At 72.1% G+C, this 13,287-nt stretch carries 9 protein-coding genes; 3 read left to right on the top strand and 6 right to left on the bottom strand.

The features are described from left to right. Positions 1 to 44 precede the first annotated feature (44 nt). The 4 genes from ACP4J3_RS05230 to ACP4J3_RS05215 form a co-directional block, all read right to left on the bottom strand. Positions 45 to 959: a carbohydrate ABC transporter permease gene (locus tag ACP4J3_RS05230; protein WP_426530853.1), complete on the bottom strand. Its 915-nt coding sequence runs from the start codon at positions 957 to 959 to the stop codon at positions 45 to 47. Then, complete coding sequence (locus tag ACP4J3_RS05225) at positions 956 to 2,302, bottom strand: carbohydrate ABC transporter permease (protein ID WP_426530851.1); 1,347 nt, start codon at positions 2,300 to 2,302, stop codon at positions 956 to 958. Before ACP4J3_RS05225 ends, ACP4J3_RS05230 begins: the two co-directional genes overlap by 4 nt. 4 nt (positions 2,303 to 2,306) lie before the next feature. Beyond that, a complete protein-coding gene (locus tag ACP4J3_RS05220; protein WP_426530849.1) occupies positions 2,307 to 3,686 on the bottom strand; it encodes an ABC transporter substrate-binding protein in 1,380 nt (459 codons plus the stop codon). A gap of 241 nt (positions 3,687 to 3,927) precedes the next feature. After that, positions 3,928 to 7,500, bottom strand: a complete 3,573-nt coding sequence (locus tag ACP4J3_RS05215; protein WP_426530847.1) for an FHA domain-containing protein — start codon at positions 7,498 to 7,500, stop codon at positions 3,928 to 3,930. 369 nt (positions 7,501 to 7,869) lie between these two features. On the opposite strand from ACP4J3_RS05215, the gene ACP4J3_RS05210 reads away from it, so the two are divergent. The 3 genes from ACP4J3_RS05210 to ACP4J3_RS05200 all read left to right on the top strand — a co-directional run bounded on the left by ACP4J3_RS05210 (position 7,870) and on the right by ACP4J3_RS05200 (position 12,113). Beyond that, positions 7,870 to 9,570: a serine/threonine-protein kinase gene (locus ACP4J3_RS05210; RefSeq protein WP_426530845.1), complete on the top strand. Its 1,701-nt coding sequence runs from the start codon at positions 7,870 to 7,872 to the stop codon at positions 9,568 to 9,570. A 116-nt stretch (positions 9,571 to 9,686) separates the two neighbouring features. Next, entirely contained in the window at positions 9,687 to 10,931 is a 1,245-nt protein-coding gene (locus tag ACP4J3_RS05205; RefSeq protein WP_426530843.1) for a serine/threonine-protein kinase, read from the top strand. Between the two features lie 432 nt (positions 10,932 to 11,363). After that, positions 11,364 to 12,113, top strand: coding sequence for a hypothetical protein (locus ACP4J3_RS05200; RefSeq protein ID WP_426530841.1), 750 nt, complete (start codon positions 11,364 to 11,366; stop codon positions 12,111 to 12,113). A gap of 426 nt (positions 12,114 to 12,539) precedes the next feature. Here the strand turns inward: ACP4J3_RS05200 and ACP4J3_RS05195 are convergent, their stop codons facing one another. Next, positions 12,540 to 12,986, bottom strand: coding sequence for a hypothetical protein (locus tag ACP4J3_RS05195; RefSeq protein ID WP_426530839.1), 447 nt, complete (start codon positions 12,984 to 12,986; stop codon positions 12,540 to 12,542). A 1-nt stretch (position 12,987) separates the two neighbouring features. Further along, on the bottom strand, positions 12,988 to 13,209 hold the full coding sequence (locus ACP4J3_RS05190; protein WP_426530837.1) for a hypothetical protein: 222 nt from the start codon (positions 13,207 to 13,209) through the stop codon (positions 12,988 to 12,990). Positions 13,210 to 13,287: the final 78 nt, after the last annotated feature.

Raw genomic sequence — 13,287 nt, 5'->3', positions numbered from 1 at the left:
CGAACCGATGACGGCCCACCCCCTCAAGCGTGGTGCGCCCCCGCCTACTTGACCGCGCCCGCCATCACGCCGGACACGAACTGCCGCTGGAACGCGAAGAACACGACCAGCGGGATCACCATGGAGATGAACGCGCCGGGCGCCAGGATGTCGATGTTGTTGCCGAACTGGCGTACCTGGGTCTGCAGCGCGACCGTGATCGGCTGGCTGTCGGCGTCCGTGAAGATCAGCGCGACCAGCATGTCGTTCCACACCCACAGGAACTGGAAGATGCCGAGCGCGGCGATCGCCGGACCGCCCAGCGGCATCACGACACGGAAGAACAGCCGCAGTTCACCGGCGCCGTCCAGCCGGGCCGCCTCCAGCAGTTCCCTCGGGATCTCGGCGAAGAAGTTCCGCAGCAGGAACACCGCGAACGGCAGCCCGAAGCCGACGTGGAAGAGGATCACGCCGGTCAGGGAGCCGAAGATGCCGATGTTGCCGAACAGTTCGGCGATCGGGATCAGCGCCACCTGCACCGGAACCACCAACAGGCCGACCACGCCCAGGAACCACCAGTCGCGGCCCGGGAACTCCATCCACGCGAACGCGTATCCCGCGAGCGAGCCGATGACGACGACGAGGACCGTCGCCGGGACCGTGATCAGTACGGTGTTGAGGATCGAGTTCGTGATGTCGCTGTTGCCGAGGAGCTTGTCGTAGCTCTCGAAGGTGAGTTGGGACGGTTTGCTGAAGACCTCCCACCAGCCGCTCGCGGTCATCTCCTCCGGCGGCCGCAGCGAGGACAGCAGCAGACCGATCGTCGGCACCAGCCAGAACAGGCCGACGACGATGAGGAACACCCGCACAAGACCGCCGCTGACGAAGGAGGCGAGCCGGCCGCCGAGGGTCTGCTCGCCCTTGACGACGGTGACCGGCGCGGGCGCCGCCTCGGTGACCCTGCCGGCGTCCGCACTCATCGCCGCACCTCCCGCCTGAGCCGACGAACGTTGAACCACATCACCGGGATCACGAGCAGCAGCAGGAACACCGAGATCGCGCTGGCGATGCCCGGCTGGTCCTCGGAGAAGCCCTTGCGGTACAGCTCGAGCGCCAGGACGTTCGCGTCGTCCTGCGATGAGCCCGGGGCGATGATGAAGACCAGGTCGAAGATCTTCAGCACATTGATCATCAGGGTGACGGTGACGACCGCGAGGACGGGCGCCAGGAGGGGCACCGTGACCCTTCTGAACACCTGCCACTCATTGGCGCCGTCGACCCGGGCCGCCTCCAGCAGATCGCGCGGGATGCCGGCGAGCCCGGCCGCTATCAGCACCATCGCGAACCCGGCCCACATCCAGATGTACGACCCGATGATGGCCGGCGTGACCAGGGACGGGCCGAGCCAGTCCAGGCCGTTGTACGGCTCCTTGAAGTTGTCCGCCGGGAGCCGGAGCTGGGCCCCGTCGGCGGCGGCCGGCAGGGTGAAGGTGCCGTCGTCGGCGGCCTTCGTCGAGGCCACGACCTCGCCGTCCTTGACGGCCTCGATCTTCATCCCGGCATAGCCCAGCTCGGAGGCGTCGACCCCGCCGAGCGTGCCGACGCCCTTGCCCCGGGTGAAGTCCTGCCAGGTGGTGCCGGTGACCTTGCCCGGCTCGGCCTTCGGCTCTGCGGCCTTCTCGGCGCCGTCCGGCATCTGGTCGGGGGCGACGCCGACCAGGGGCAGGGTGACCGGGGTGCCGGCGCTGACCGTGGCCCTGGTGATGAAACCGCCGCCCGGTGCCGCCTGGAGGGGCGACTCCCGGCCCGGGTGGGCCTTGGGGAACGCGGACGCCTGCGCGAAGGTGTCGTGGACGCCCACCCACACCGCGTTCGCGACGCCCTTGTCCGGGTCCTGGTCGTAGACGAGCCTAAAGATGATGCCCGCCGCCAGCATCGAGATCGCCATCGGCATGAAGACGACCAGCTTGAACGCCGTGCCCCAGCGCACCCGTTCGGTCAGCACCGCGAAGATCAGACCGAGCGCGGTGGCGACCGTCGGCGCGAACACCACCCAGACGACGTTGTTCTTCAGGGCGGTGCGGATGCCGTCGTCCGTGAACAGGGCCTCGTAGTTGTCGAAACCGGCGAAGGAGCCGCCGGACTGGTCGTAGAAGCTGCGGATCACCGAGTACCCGATCGGGTACACCACGAGCGCGCCGAGCAGCACCAGGGCGGGCAGCAGGAAGAGCACCGCCACGGTCCTGCGGGTGCCGGTCACGCTCTTGCGCGACTTGGGTGCGGCAGGGGGCGCGGTGCCCCCTGCCGCTTCCGCGGACGCCATGGCGTCAGTTTCCGTATGCCGCGGCCGCGTCGGCCTCCAGCGTCCGCTGGGTGCCCGCGACGTCCGACGGGTTCTTCAGGAAGTCCTGCAGCGCCTTCCACTCGCCCTTGCCGGGCGTGCCGCCGAAGGCCTGCGGGGCCTGGTCGGACATGTCGAAGCGGAAGTCGTCGCCGGAGTCGATGAGCGCCTTGGCGATCTTCTGCTGCACCGCGTTCGGATACGCCGAGTTGTCCACGTTCTTGTTCGGCGAGAGGTAGCCGCCGAGCTTCGCCTGGATCGTCGCCGCGTCCGGGGAGGCCAGCCAGGTGGCCAGGGCCTGCGCCGCCTTGGAGTCCTGAAGGATCACGGCCGCGTCGCCACCGGAGACCACGGGCGCGGTGTCACCCACGGCCGGGAACGGGAACACCTTCGCGTCCGTACCCACCTCCGCCTTCGCCTGTGTGATGTTGACCTGCGCGAAGTCGCCCTCGTAGACCATGGCGGCCTTCGGCTGGTCGCCGCCGGTGAAGGTCTGGGTGACGGAGGTCGGGAAGTCCACCTGCAGCGCGCCTGTCGGACCGCCCGCCACATAGTCCTTCTTGCCCCACACCTGGGCGAGCGTGGTGAGCGCGTCCTTCACGGACGGGTCGGTCCACTTGATCTCGTGCCGCGCCAACTGGTCGTACTTCTCAGGGCCGGCCTGGGAGAGATAGATGTTCTCGAACCAGTCCGTGAGGGTCCAGCCCTCGGCGCCGCCCACCGAGAACGGCGTGACGCCGGAGTCGTAGACCGTCTGGGCGGTGGTGAGCAACTCGTCCCACGTCTTGGGCTCGCTGGCCCCCGCGTTCTCGAAGACCGCGTTGTTGTACCAGATCAGGGACTTGTTGGCGGCCTTGTAGTAGACGCCGTACTGCTTGCCCCCGACCTTGCCGATGTCCTGCCAGCCCTGCGAGTAGTTCTCCTGAAGCTCCTTCACCGCGTCGGCGCCGATCGGCTTGGCCCACTTCTTGTCGACGGCCTGCTTGATGGCGCCGGGCTGCGGAAGCATCGCGATGTCCGGCGGCTGGCCGCCCGCGACCTTCGAGCCGAGGAAGTTGATGATCGGGTCCTGGGCCGGCACGAAGGTGACCGTGGCTCCGGTGCGCTTCTCGAACTCCGCGAGGACCTTCTTGAAGTTCTCCTGCTCGGCACCGGTCCATACGGCGGCGACCTCGAGGGTCTCGCCGTCGAGCTTGGGAAGGGTGACGGTGCCGGCGGTCTCCTTGCCGGATCCGCCCTGTTCGTTGCCGTCGCCGCCGTCGTCGCCACCGCAGGCGGTGAGCGAGAGGGCGAGGGCACCCGCGAAGACGACTGCCGCGGTCCTGGCGGCCCTGCTTGTCCGGTTCTTGCTGCTCGTGCTGCGCATCACTGCCCCGTTCTTCGTGCCTCGTCGAACGTTCGAGCGCTGTCCCGTGCGATCTGGTCTACGCCTCGGCCTGGGGGTCGGCAAGAGCGCGTCCGCTGTCAAGCGGGACATCGTGACCGCCTCGTGACCAGGTGCCCTGCGTTGGTGTGAACGTCGCTGGGGGCTGCCGCCCCCAGACCCCCGCTATCGGCCTGAACGGCCTCGTCCTCAATCGCCGGACGGGCTGATCTTGTCCCCCGCGCTACAGCAGCGAGGGCACCTCGGTCGCCGAGACCTGCCTCGCCGCCCGCTCCACCGCACTGGCCAGCAACGCCAGATCCGTCGGCCCGTTCCCCAACTCCCGCACCTGACGCCGGGCCGGAGGATCGCCCATCCGGTGCCACTCCAACGGCACGACCGTCGGCCGCAGCGTCGCCGTCCGCGGGATGCGTCCGGTGACCCGCCCGCCCTGGAACGGCACGACCCCGCCGTCCGCCCGGGCCAGCCTCCCCCGCCCCGGCGCCGGTTCGTCCGGCCCGGCCGCCACCGCGTCCAGCGTCACCCGCAACGTCGCCCGCCGCGCCGGCTCCGACTCCGCCGTACGGCCCCCGACGCCCGCCGCGGCCACCAGATGCACCCCGAGCCGCTCGCCCTCCCGGGCCACCGCCTCCAGCGCCCGTATCACCGAGCCCGCCGCGGGCCGGCCCGTCGATCCCAGCGCGGGGGAGACCAGGGCGTCCAGATCGTCCACGACCACGACCAGGCGGGGCAGCGGCGGCACGGCCTCGGTCCGCCGGCGTCCCGCCCCCGCCCGCAACCGCAGCGTGGAGCTGGGCGGCGTGTCCAGATCCCCCGACCCGTCACCGGCCCCGGCCGCCGCCGCGCGCTGTGCGACCATCCGGCCCGACAGTGCCCGCCCCGTGTGCCACTCGGCGAAGTCGGACCGCCCCAGCAGCTCGGCCCGGCGCTTCAGCTCGGCGCTGAGCGACTGGGCGAACTCCCGCATGCGGACCGGGTCGTTGGCGGTCAGGTGGGTGGTGACATGCGGTATGTCGGTGCACACCCGCAGCCCGTCGCCCTGCGCGCCGCCCGCGCCGACGCCGTCCCGGCCGTCTATCAGCACGACGCCCAGCCGGTCCGGCCGCTCGGCCGCCGCGAGCGACGCGACGACGGCCCGCAGCAGCTCCGTACGCCCGCTGCCGGGCGGGCCCTCGATCAGCAGATGCGGCCCGTCCGCGCCGAGGTCCGCGGCGACCGGCCCGCGCGGCCCGGCCCCGAGCACCGCGCACGCCCGGCCGCCGAGGGCCTGCGGGTCGTCGCCCGCGTCAGCCCAGCGCGCCATCAGCGACGCCGGTGTGGCCCGCGCCAGCCCCAACTCGTCGAGCAGCCGGGCCGCCTGGGGCAACGGCATGGACAGGCGCAGGGCCCGCTCCCCGACGCCGCGCTCCGTGCGCAACGGTGCCAGGGCACGCCCGAACCGCTCGGCCCAGGCGAGCGAGACGGCGTCCACGGCGGCGACGGTGCCGTGTCCTACGGGGCCGTGCGCGGCGGAGGCGTCGCGTCGCTGGTCCCCGACGGTGCCGTCGTCCACCCGCTCACGGCCGGCTGCGGGGGCGCTCTGTTCGGCCGTCCCGCCCCGCGCCACCCGCATCAGCCGCAGCGCCGTGGCCACATCGCCGCTCAGCAGGGCGACCGCACCGCACTCCCGGAACGTCGGCGACACCGTGCACGCCGCCTCGTACGTCTCCGTCACCGGCGAAGCGGGCGACGCCGAAGCCGTCTCGGCGAGGCACACGACGTGTATCCCGGCCCGCGGCCCCTCCGACGCCAGCCGCGCCACGGCCTCCCGCAGATCGGCACCCCCGGGATCGCCGTCCACGACGACCACGGTGTACGGCCCCGCGAACCCGGCCGCGCCATCGCCGGACTCGTCGTCCCGCGCCCAGGAGGGCCGCCGGAGGGCACGCTGGGCGGGAAGTCGGCCGTCGGATGCGGGAGTTGTCGTCTCTCGGATGTCGTGTCCGGCCGGTGTCGTCTCCCTGCCGTCCGGGCCGCCGAGGCCCCCGCCGCGCGTGCTTGTCTCCGCGGCCACGTCCTCCAGACGCCGCAGCAACTCCTCCGTACGCGCCGTCGCCTGTTCGCGGTCGTAGGCCAGCAGCAGGCGGCAGTCCTGGCCGTGCCCGGGGCGGACATGCGGGAGCCAGCCCAGCCAGGCCCATTCGGCGGTGCGCTCCTGAAGCGGACGGGCGCGGTCCACGCTGAGCAGGACCATTTCCAGGGCGTCGGGCGAGTGCAGCGCGGCGAGTTGGGCCAGCACCGCGCGGGCCAGCCCGGCGAGCCGTTCACGCGGACCGGCCAGGCCCAGCGCCCCGACCTCCCGCAGATCCGCGGTCACCGGCACGGCGGGCAGCAGCCCCGAGCCGTCGGGCGCCACCCGGTCGGCCGTGCCCAGCCGTACCGTGAGCGCCTCCGGGTGGCTCGGTGCGCGCTCCCACAGCCGGGGTCCGGGGCCCAGGGCCGTCAGCAGCAGGGTCGCCGGGTTCGGCCAGATCTCCGGCAGCCGGGGGCCGTTCGCCGTCGGAAGCCGCTCTGCGGGCTCGGCCGGCAAGTCGTCGTCGTACGGCTCGGCCCGGCTCGAGACCTGCTCCCCGCGCCCTCCGGTCAGCCGCCGCGCCCACGCCGTGAGCCCGCCCCGCCTGCGCACGCCCTGCGGGACGTCGGTGCCCCGCAGCGGGGTGCCCTTACGGCTGCCGCCGACCGCCTCGCCCTCGGGGGCCGGGGGAGCAGCGGCCGTGGAAGCCGTGGAAGAGGAGGAGGAAGAGGCAGAAGCGGCCGTGGAAGGGGTCGTACCGGAGGCCGTCTCCCCGGCGGACGTACGTGAGGCCGTCTCCCCGGCGGACGTGCGCGAGGCCGTCCCCCCGCCGTGCCCCTCACTGAGGGCCCCCACCCCGAAGCCCGCACCGTGGGTGTCACCACCGCGCGGGCCCGCGGGGGCCGGCTGCTGCGATCCACCCCGTTCGATCCGCGGTGCCCCGCCCTGGACCGGCACGATGGGCGGCTCCACCGGGCCGTGTTCGGGGAGCGTCCCCGTGTCGCCGCCGCCGTCCGGCACGCGTGCGTGAGGCACTGCGGGGGGCGTGGGGGCCGTAGGGGCCGCGGGACCATCGGCCTCCGGGTCGCCCCCGGCAGGAACCCGCACATGCCCCTCCCCGTCCGGCTCCGTCCGCACCCGCGCCCCCGGCCCGCCGGCCGGAGTCAGCCGCAGCGCCGACTCGCCGATCCGCAGCAGCGCGCCCGGCGCGAACCGCACCGGGCGGGTGGTCAGACGGGTGCCGTCCAGCGTCGTGCCGTTGGTGGAGCCGAGGTCGGCGACCGAGACGCGGCCGTCGGCGGCGACCGTGACCGCGCAGTGCAGCCGGGAGACGTCCGGGTCGTCGAGCGGTACGTCGGCGTCGGCGGAGCGGCCGATGCGGATCTCGCCGCCGTGCAGGAGGTGGACGCCGCCCGCGTCCGGGCCGGCGACGACATGGAGCTGGGTCGGGGCGTCGTCCAGCTCGGGATGCGGCTCCGGTGCCGCCGGGGCGCCCAGGGACAGCACCGCGCCGTCCGTCAGCGGGGGCTCGCCGAGTGTGGTGCGCCGGTCGTCGAGGCGCTCCGCGCCCGCGTACAGCACGACGGGCCCGTCGCCGCCGGACACGGCCGAGGCAAGCGCTGACGCCACCGCGGCCAGGGCCGTGCCCGCGGGCGCCGTGACCAGCACGTCGCAGCTCGCGGCGCGGCCACGCGCCGGGGCAGGCGGGGCCAGCGGGTCTACGACGGTCAGCCGGATCTGCATCGGCGTCAGCGGTCCCTTCTGCGAGGGCGCGAACCACCCCCACCCCACACGAGCACATCGGCCAGTACTCCACGTACTCCACGCACTGCACGCATCCTCGCACCTGCCACTGACAACGCGCCCCCCGCCCGAAGGCAAGTGATCTTGATTGGTCGGCTCTGCCCGCAAAAGTGCCTGACAAGTGGACTGCCGACGATCACTTGAGATCGCTCACGTCCACTTGCGGCAACCACAAGACAGAGCCGAGCGTCTTTCCTTCGAACATGTACGGGGAGCCGTACGTAAGACGCACAGAATGACGACAGGTCGGTGCCAGGGGGCACGGCACTACAGTGGGTCGGAACGTAGGCAAGCAGCAGGGAGCGCGACGTGCGGCCGGTAGGCAGCAAGTACATCCTCGAGGAGCCGCTCGGTCGTGGTGCCACGGGGACCGTCTGGCGGGCCCGCCAGCGGGAGACCGCGGGCGCCGAGGCGGCCGTGCCGGGGCAGCCCGGCGAGACGGTCGCGATCAAGGTCCTCAAGGAGGAGCTGGCCAGTGACGCGGACATCGTCATGCGGTTCCTGCGCGAACGGTCCGTCCTGCTGCGGCTGACCCACCCCAACATCGTCCGGGTCCGTGACCTGGTCGTCGAGGGCGAGCTGCTGGCTCTGGTCATGGACCTCGTCGAGGGCCCCGACCTGCACCGCTACCTGCGCGAGAACGGCCCGTTCACCCCGGTCGCCGCGGCCCTGCTGACCGCGCAGATCGCCGACGCCCTCGCCGCGAGCCACGCCGACGGCGTCGTCCACCGCGACCTGAAGCCCGCCAACGTCCTGCTCCAGCAGAACGGCGGCCAGATGCACCCCCTGCTGACCGACTTCGGCATCGCCCGCCTCGCTGACTCCCCGGGCCTGACCCGCACCCACGAGTTCGTCGGCACGCCGGCGTACGTCGCGCCCGAGTCCGCCGAGGGCCGCCCGCAGACCTCCGCCGTCGACATCTACGGCGCCGGCATCCTGCTGTACGAGCTGGTCACCGGCCGTCCCCCGTTCGGCGGCGGCTCCGCCCTGGAGGTCCTGCACCAGCACCTGAGCGCCGAGCCGCGCCGCCCGTCCACGGTTCCCGACCCGCTGTGGACGGTCATAGAACGCTGCCTGCGCAAGAACCCCGACGAACGGCCCAGCGCCGAGAACCTCGCGCGCGGGCTGCGCGTCGTCGCCGAGGGCATCGGCGTGCACGCGAACTCCGCGCAGATCGCCGCGGCCGAGAGCGTCGCCGCGCTGCTCGCCCCCGACCCCGCGCCGGCCACTGTGCCGGGTTCGGCCGACCCCACCCAGGTGCTGCCGCACGGCGCGGGCTCGTTCGACCCGAACGCCGCCACCAGCGTCCTGCCGCACACCGGCGCCCCCGGCCCGGCGGGCGCCGCGGACCCCACGGCCGTACTGCCGAACACGGGCGGTCCGGGCGGGCCCGGAGCCGGCGACCCGACGTCCGTCATGCCGCCGATGCCGCAGGGCCAGCCCGGTCAACCCGGTCATTCCGGTCAGCCGGGCCCCGAGGACCCGCACCCTTGGCAGAACCAGCTCCGCGCCGCCCGGGACCGCAACGAGCAGACGCAGGTCCAGTACCTCGACCCCAGCCAGGACCCGCTGCGCCGCCGCCCCCAGCGCCAGGTCGCCCGCCCGCAGCAGCAGCCCCAACAGCGGCCGCCGCAGCGTCAGCAGCCCGGGTACGGCTACCCGGCGCAGCAACAGCCACAGCAGTACGCCCCACCGCAGCAGCCCCAGCAGCGGCCTCAGCCGCAGCCGCAGCGGTACGCGCCGCCGCCCACGCCGGAGCCGCAGCGGCCCCAGCGCGAGCCGCGTCAACCCCGTCAGCGCAGCGCCAACCCGATGCGGATCCCCGGGCTCGGCTGCCTCAAAGGCTGCCTCTTCACGATCGTCATCCTGTTCGTCGCGGGCTGGCTGGTCTGGGAGCTGAGCCCGTTGCAGGAGTGGATCGGCACGGGCAAGAGCTACTGGCAGCAGCTCAGCGATTGGTTCGGCTCCGTGACGGGGTTCATCGAGGACCTGGGCGGAAGCTCCGGCTGAGCCGGGCGCCAGTTTGGTTATTTGTCGACACCTGGCGGGTGATTTCCGCCTCGACGGTGAAGGTTGGCTCCTCGAACGCGTAGTTTTAGCGACAACACGCGGCAGTGGGAGCAGTCTTGGCACGGAAGATCGGCAGCCGGTACACCGCCAACCAGATCCTGGGGCGGGGCAGCGCCGGCACGGTGTGGCTGGGTGAGGGGCCCGAGGGGCCCGTCGCCATCAAGCTGCTGCGCGAGGATCTCGCGTCCGACCAGGAGCTCGTCGGACGCTTCGTGCAGGAGCGCACGGCGCTGCTCGGCCTGGAGCACCCGAACGTGGTCTCCGTGCGCGACCTGGTCGTCGACGGCAACGACCTCGCGCTCGTCATGGACCTGGTCCGGGGCACGGACCTGCGCACCCGCCTGGACCGCGACCGGCGGCTCGCGCCCGAGGCGGCGGTGGCGATCGTCGCGGACGTCGCCGACGGGCTGGCGGCGGCGCACGCGGCCGGGGTCGTGCACCGGGACGTCAAGCCGGAGAACGTACTGCTGGACATGCAGGGCCCGCTGGGCCCGGGCGGCTCGCACCCGGCCCTCCTGACGGACTTCGGTGTGGCGAAACTCATCGACTCACCGCGCCGTACCCGTGCCACGAAGATCATCGGGACGCCGGACTACCTCGCGCCGGAGATCGTGGAGGGCCTGCCCCCTCGGGCGGCGGTCGATATCTACGCCCTGGCGACGGTCCTGTACGAGCTGCTGGCCGGCTTCACGCCGTTCGGCGGCGGGCACCCCGGTGCCGTGCTACGCCGTCACGTCACGGAGACGGTTGCCCCGCTGCCCGGTATCCCCGACGAGCTGTGGCAGCTCATCGTGCAGTGCCTGGCGAAGGCGCCGGCCTCACGGCTGCGGGCCTCGGAGCTCGGGGCGCGGCTGCGGGAACTGCTGCCGCTGGTCGCCGGGATGCCGCCGCTGGACGTGGACGAGCCGGAGGCGGAGTCGGCGCAGGACGAGGCTCCGGCCGCCGAGGAGGCGGCGCCGGTGGGGGAGCGGGTGCGGCGGCGCGGCGCGGTACCGCTCGTACCGGGCGCCAAGCCGGCCGACTCCAACCGGGACACGCATACGTCGATGAGGGTGCCGGGGCCCGATGAGCTGGCCGGGGGTGCGCGGGGTACGGCTCGGGTGCCGAGGCCGGCGGGCGCGCCGCGGCCGGGGTCGGCGCGGCATCGGGCGGTGGCTCGGCGGCGACGGGTGGCGCTGGGGGTGGCGGCGGTGGCGCTGGCGGCCGTGGCCGGGGTGGGCACGTGGCTGGCGACTTCGGGGGACGGTGCCGGGGCGAACCCGGGGGACACGAACAACTCGGCTCCGGCGGAGCAGCCGTAACGGGGGCGACCGCCCGCGTTGCCGTACCCACCGCGCTGGCGGCGTGGACAGAAGACGCGGACGAAGACCTCCTGGGTGAGGTCCTCGGCGTCGTGCTGGCGGTTGTGTTCACACTGGGGTCGATGCCGGCACCGGATGCCGCCCTGGAGGTCCGCGGTGGCGGGAGGGTGGCACCGAAGGCGGCGGCGGTGGGCTTCCGCTCTAGTGGCGAAGTTCCTGGGGCCCCTGGATCGTCTTCGAGGATGAGGCCGGAGATGACCTGAAGCCTGACAAGGCCGCTTTGTGATTGCCACTTGGAGGGGATAGGTGAGGAAACAGTGGGCGGCAATCCGCATGGCGGTGGTCGCCATGGTGGCTCTGTCTTCTGCTGCTGCGTGTGGCGAGGGTCCCGTGGGTAGTGCCGTGAATTCGGCGACGGAGCACTCGTCGAGAATGCTGCCCGCAGCGGCAGTGGAGAAGGCGGCGAAGAACTCGGAGCGCGTCACGTCCCTCCGCTACCGGGTCGTCGGCACTGTGCCGGAGGTGGGCCGGCTGAGGGGCGAAGCATCCATGACTACGGAACCGCTGGCCATGAGTATGAAAATGACCCCGACCGGCCAGGGCGAAGACGGTCGGACGGAGATCCGATTCGTTGATGGGGTGATGTATGTCGGCTCCCGGGTCAGGGCCGCCCCGGCCGTGTGGGGCCGTGGTGCGGTGGACAACAACTCCTACGGCATACTGCCGCGCCAGATCGAGGGAAGCCCGGTCGTGCAGGCCACGATCCTGACCGGCTCCAAGGAAGTGCGGAAGATCGGGACTGAGCCGATCGATGGCACTCCAACCACGCACTACAGAGGAACGGTCACGAGTGGCGGCCTGCGTGCCGCCCGTGACGCTGCCGCGGACAAGGCGACCCAAGAGCGTCAGGTCGAGAGCCTTGATCAGTTCTTGGGGCTCAACGTCGATGACGTACTCACCATGGACCTGTGGATCGACCACGACGACCACATCAAGCAGTTCCGCGTGCGAGGAGAGACCCACAACCGACGGGGTGGCAGCCCCGGCGAACCGTTTGACCTGACCACCACCTTCCTCGGCGTCAACCAGCCGGTGACCATCGCGGTCCCGCAAGCCGCGGACACCGTCGACATCGACACGCTGGCGGACGACGGAGAAGGAGGGAGCGGCACCGGGAGCTGAATGAAAGCGCCCTCTTGCTTGTCACAGCACGATGAGTCGGGTGGAGTGACTGACTGGGGTGTGGGAGGAGATCTCGGCGGGGTAGCCCTTCGAGGCGGGACCGTCATCCGGAACGCCCGAAACGTGGTCCAGATCGGCAGCCGGACGCGTTCATGGCGGCATCACCGTCGACGGCCGCAGTTGTGTCCTGGTCTCCTGGATCGCTGATTTCCGCACGCTTGGCGTTGTGGTATCCGGAGCCTTCGAAGTCGAGCGGTGCGCGAGCCGACAGCCGTGGGGCTTCGCCCTTCGCGCGGATCGGCAATTGGCCCGTTTGGGTCGGCTTCAACGGCCGTGGACAGGCGGGACTGGCGTTGCCGGTGACCCAAAGCGGCCACTCGCTCATGACTGGGCCACCGCTCAACTTCGGAGACCCGGTATGCGGAATTACGGCTGCGGTTGTGGGTGTCTGACGCCAGGCTGGGTCGGCTCCAGTACCGCGTAGTCCCCGAAGGAGCGGCGGTAGCGCAGGTGCCGTGTCTCCTGCGTGTGCCTGCGCTGCCACTCCTCCACCTCCGTGGGGTCGAGCCGCAGGCCCGACTCTGCTCCGCACTCCTCCTCGTCCCCGGACACGCACCGTGCCTCGTACTCCGGCATCGCCGTCGCGTCCTGCACGATTGAGTACGGCACGTAGCGGAAGGTCCGTCGGGTTCGGGTGGTGCCATGCTCACGCCGTTGATGCCGGCGCAGCAGCACATTCGCGTCGGTCTCCGCACTGCCGTCGTGCCGGGCTCGGGCCTCGTCACGTTGCACGGCGAGTTCCGCGCACGTCTCGCAGTCGGGGACGGTGGCGGGTGGGCGGCCGAAGTCACCGGGGCTGTCGTCCTGACGCACGTCACACCCTCCGCTTCGTACGGCGGTTGGCGGCGCGCACCCCGGCCCCGATCCGCTCCTCCTGCGTGGCCGGGCGGATCAGCGCCGGGTCGGCCTCCCACTCCCGGCCGCCGCCCATCGGGCGCAGCATCGCGTACGGGCCCGCCTTGCCCTGGTACTCCCCGACCTTTTTCGTCGCCGGGTCGTAGACCGGCATCCCGGGCTCGAAAGCCGTCGTTTCCATGCTCGCTCCGCACATCGCCAACTACTCTGTGTGCATTGAGCGTTGCTCAGGGGAACGGCCGGTCACAACGGCAAACGC

Source organism: Streptomyces sp. UG1 (assembly GCF_049974585.1).
GTDB lineage: Bacteria > Actinomycetota > Actinomycetes > Streptomycetales > Streptomycetaceae > Streptomyces.
The sequence above is the reverse complement of the archived record's forward strand: the minus strand, read 5'-3'. Positions and strand labels throughout refer to the sequence as shown.

Coding starts and splice junctions, on each gene's coding strand:
- ACP4J3_RS05230 (WP_426530853.1), bottom strand. CDS start 959: ATGAGTGCGGACGCCGGCAGGGTCACCGAGGCGGCGCCCGCGCCGGTC.
- ACP4J3_RS05225 (WP_426530851.1), bottom strand. CDS start 2,302: ATGGCGTCCGCGGAAGCGGCAGGGGGCACCGCGCCCCCTGCCGCACCC.
- ACP4J3_RS05215 (WP_426530847.1), bottom strand. CDS start 7,500: ATGCAGATCCGGCTGACCGTCGTAGACCCGCTGGCCCCGCCTGCCCCG.
- ACP4J3_RS05200 (WP_426530841.1), top strand. CDS start 11,364: ATGCTGCCCGCAGCGGCAGTGGAGAAGGCGGCGAAGAACTCGGAGCGC.
- ACP4J3_RS05190 (WP_426530837.1), bottom strand. CDS start 13,209: ATGGAAACGACGGCTTTCGAGCCCGGGATGCCGGTCTACGACCCGGCG.
- ACP4J3_RS05220 (WP_426530849.1), bottom strand. CDS start 3,686: ATGCGCAGCACGAGCAGCAAGAACCGGACAAGCAGGGCCGCCAGGACC.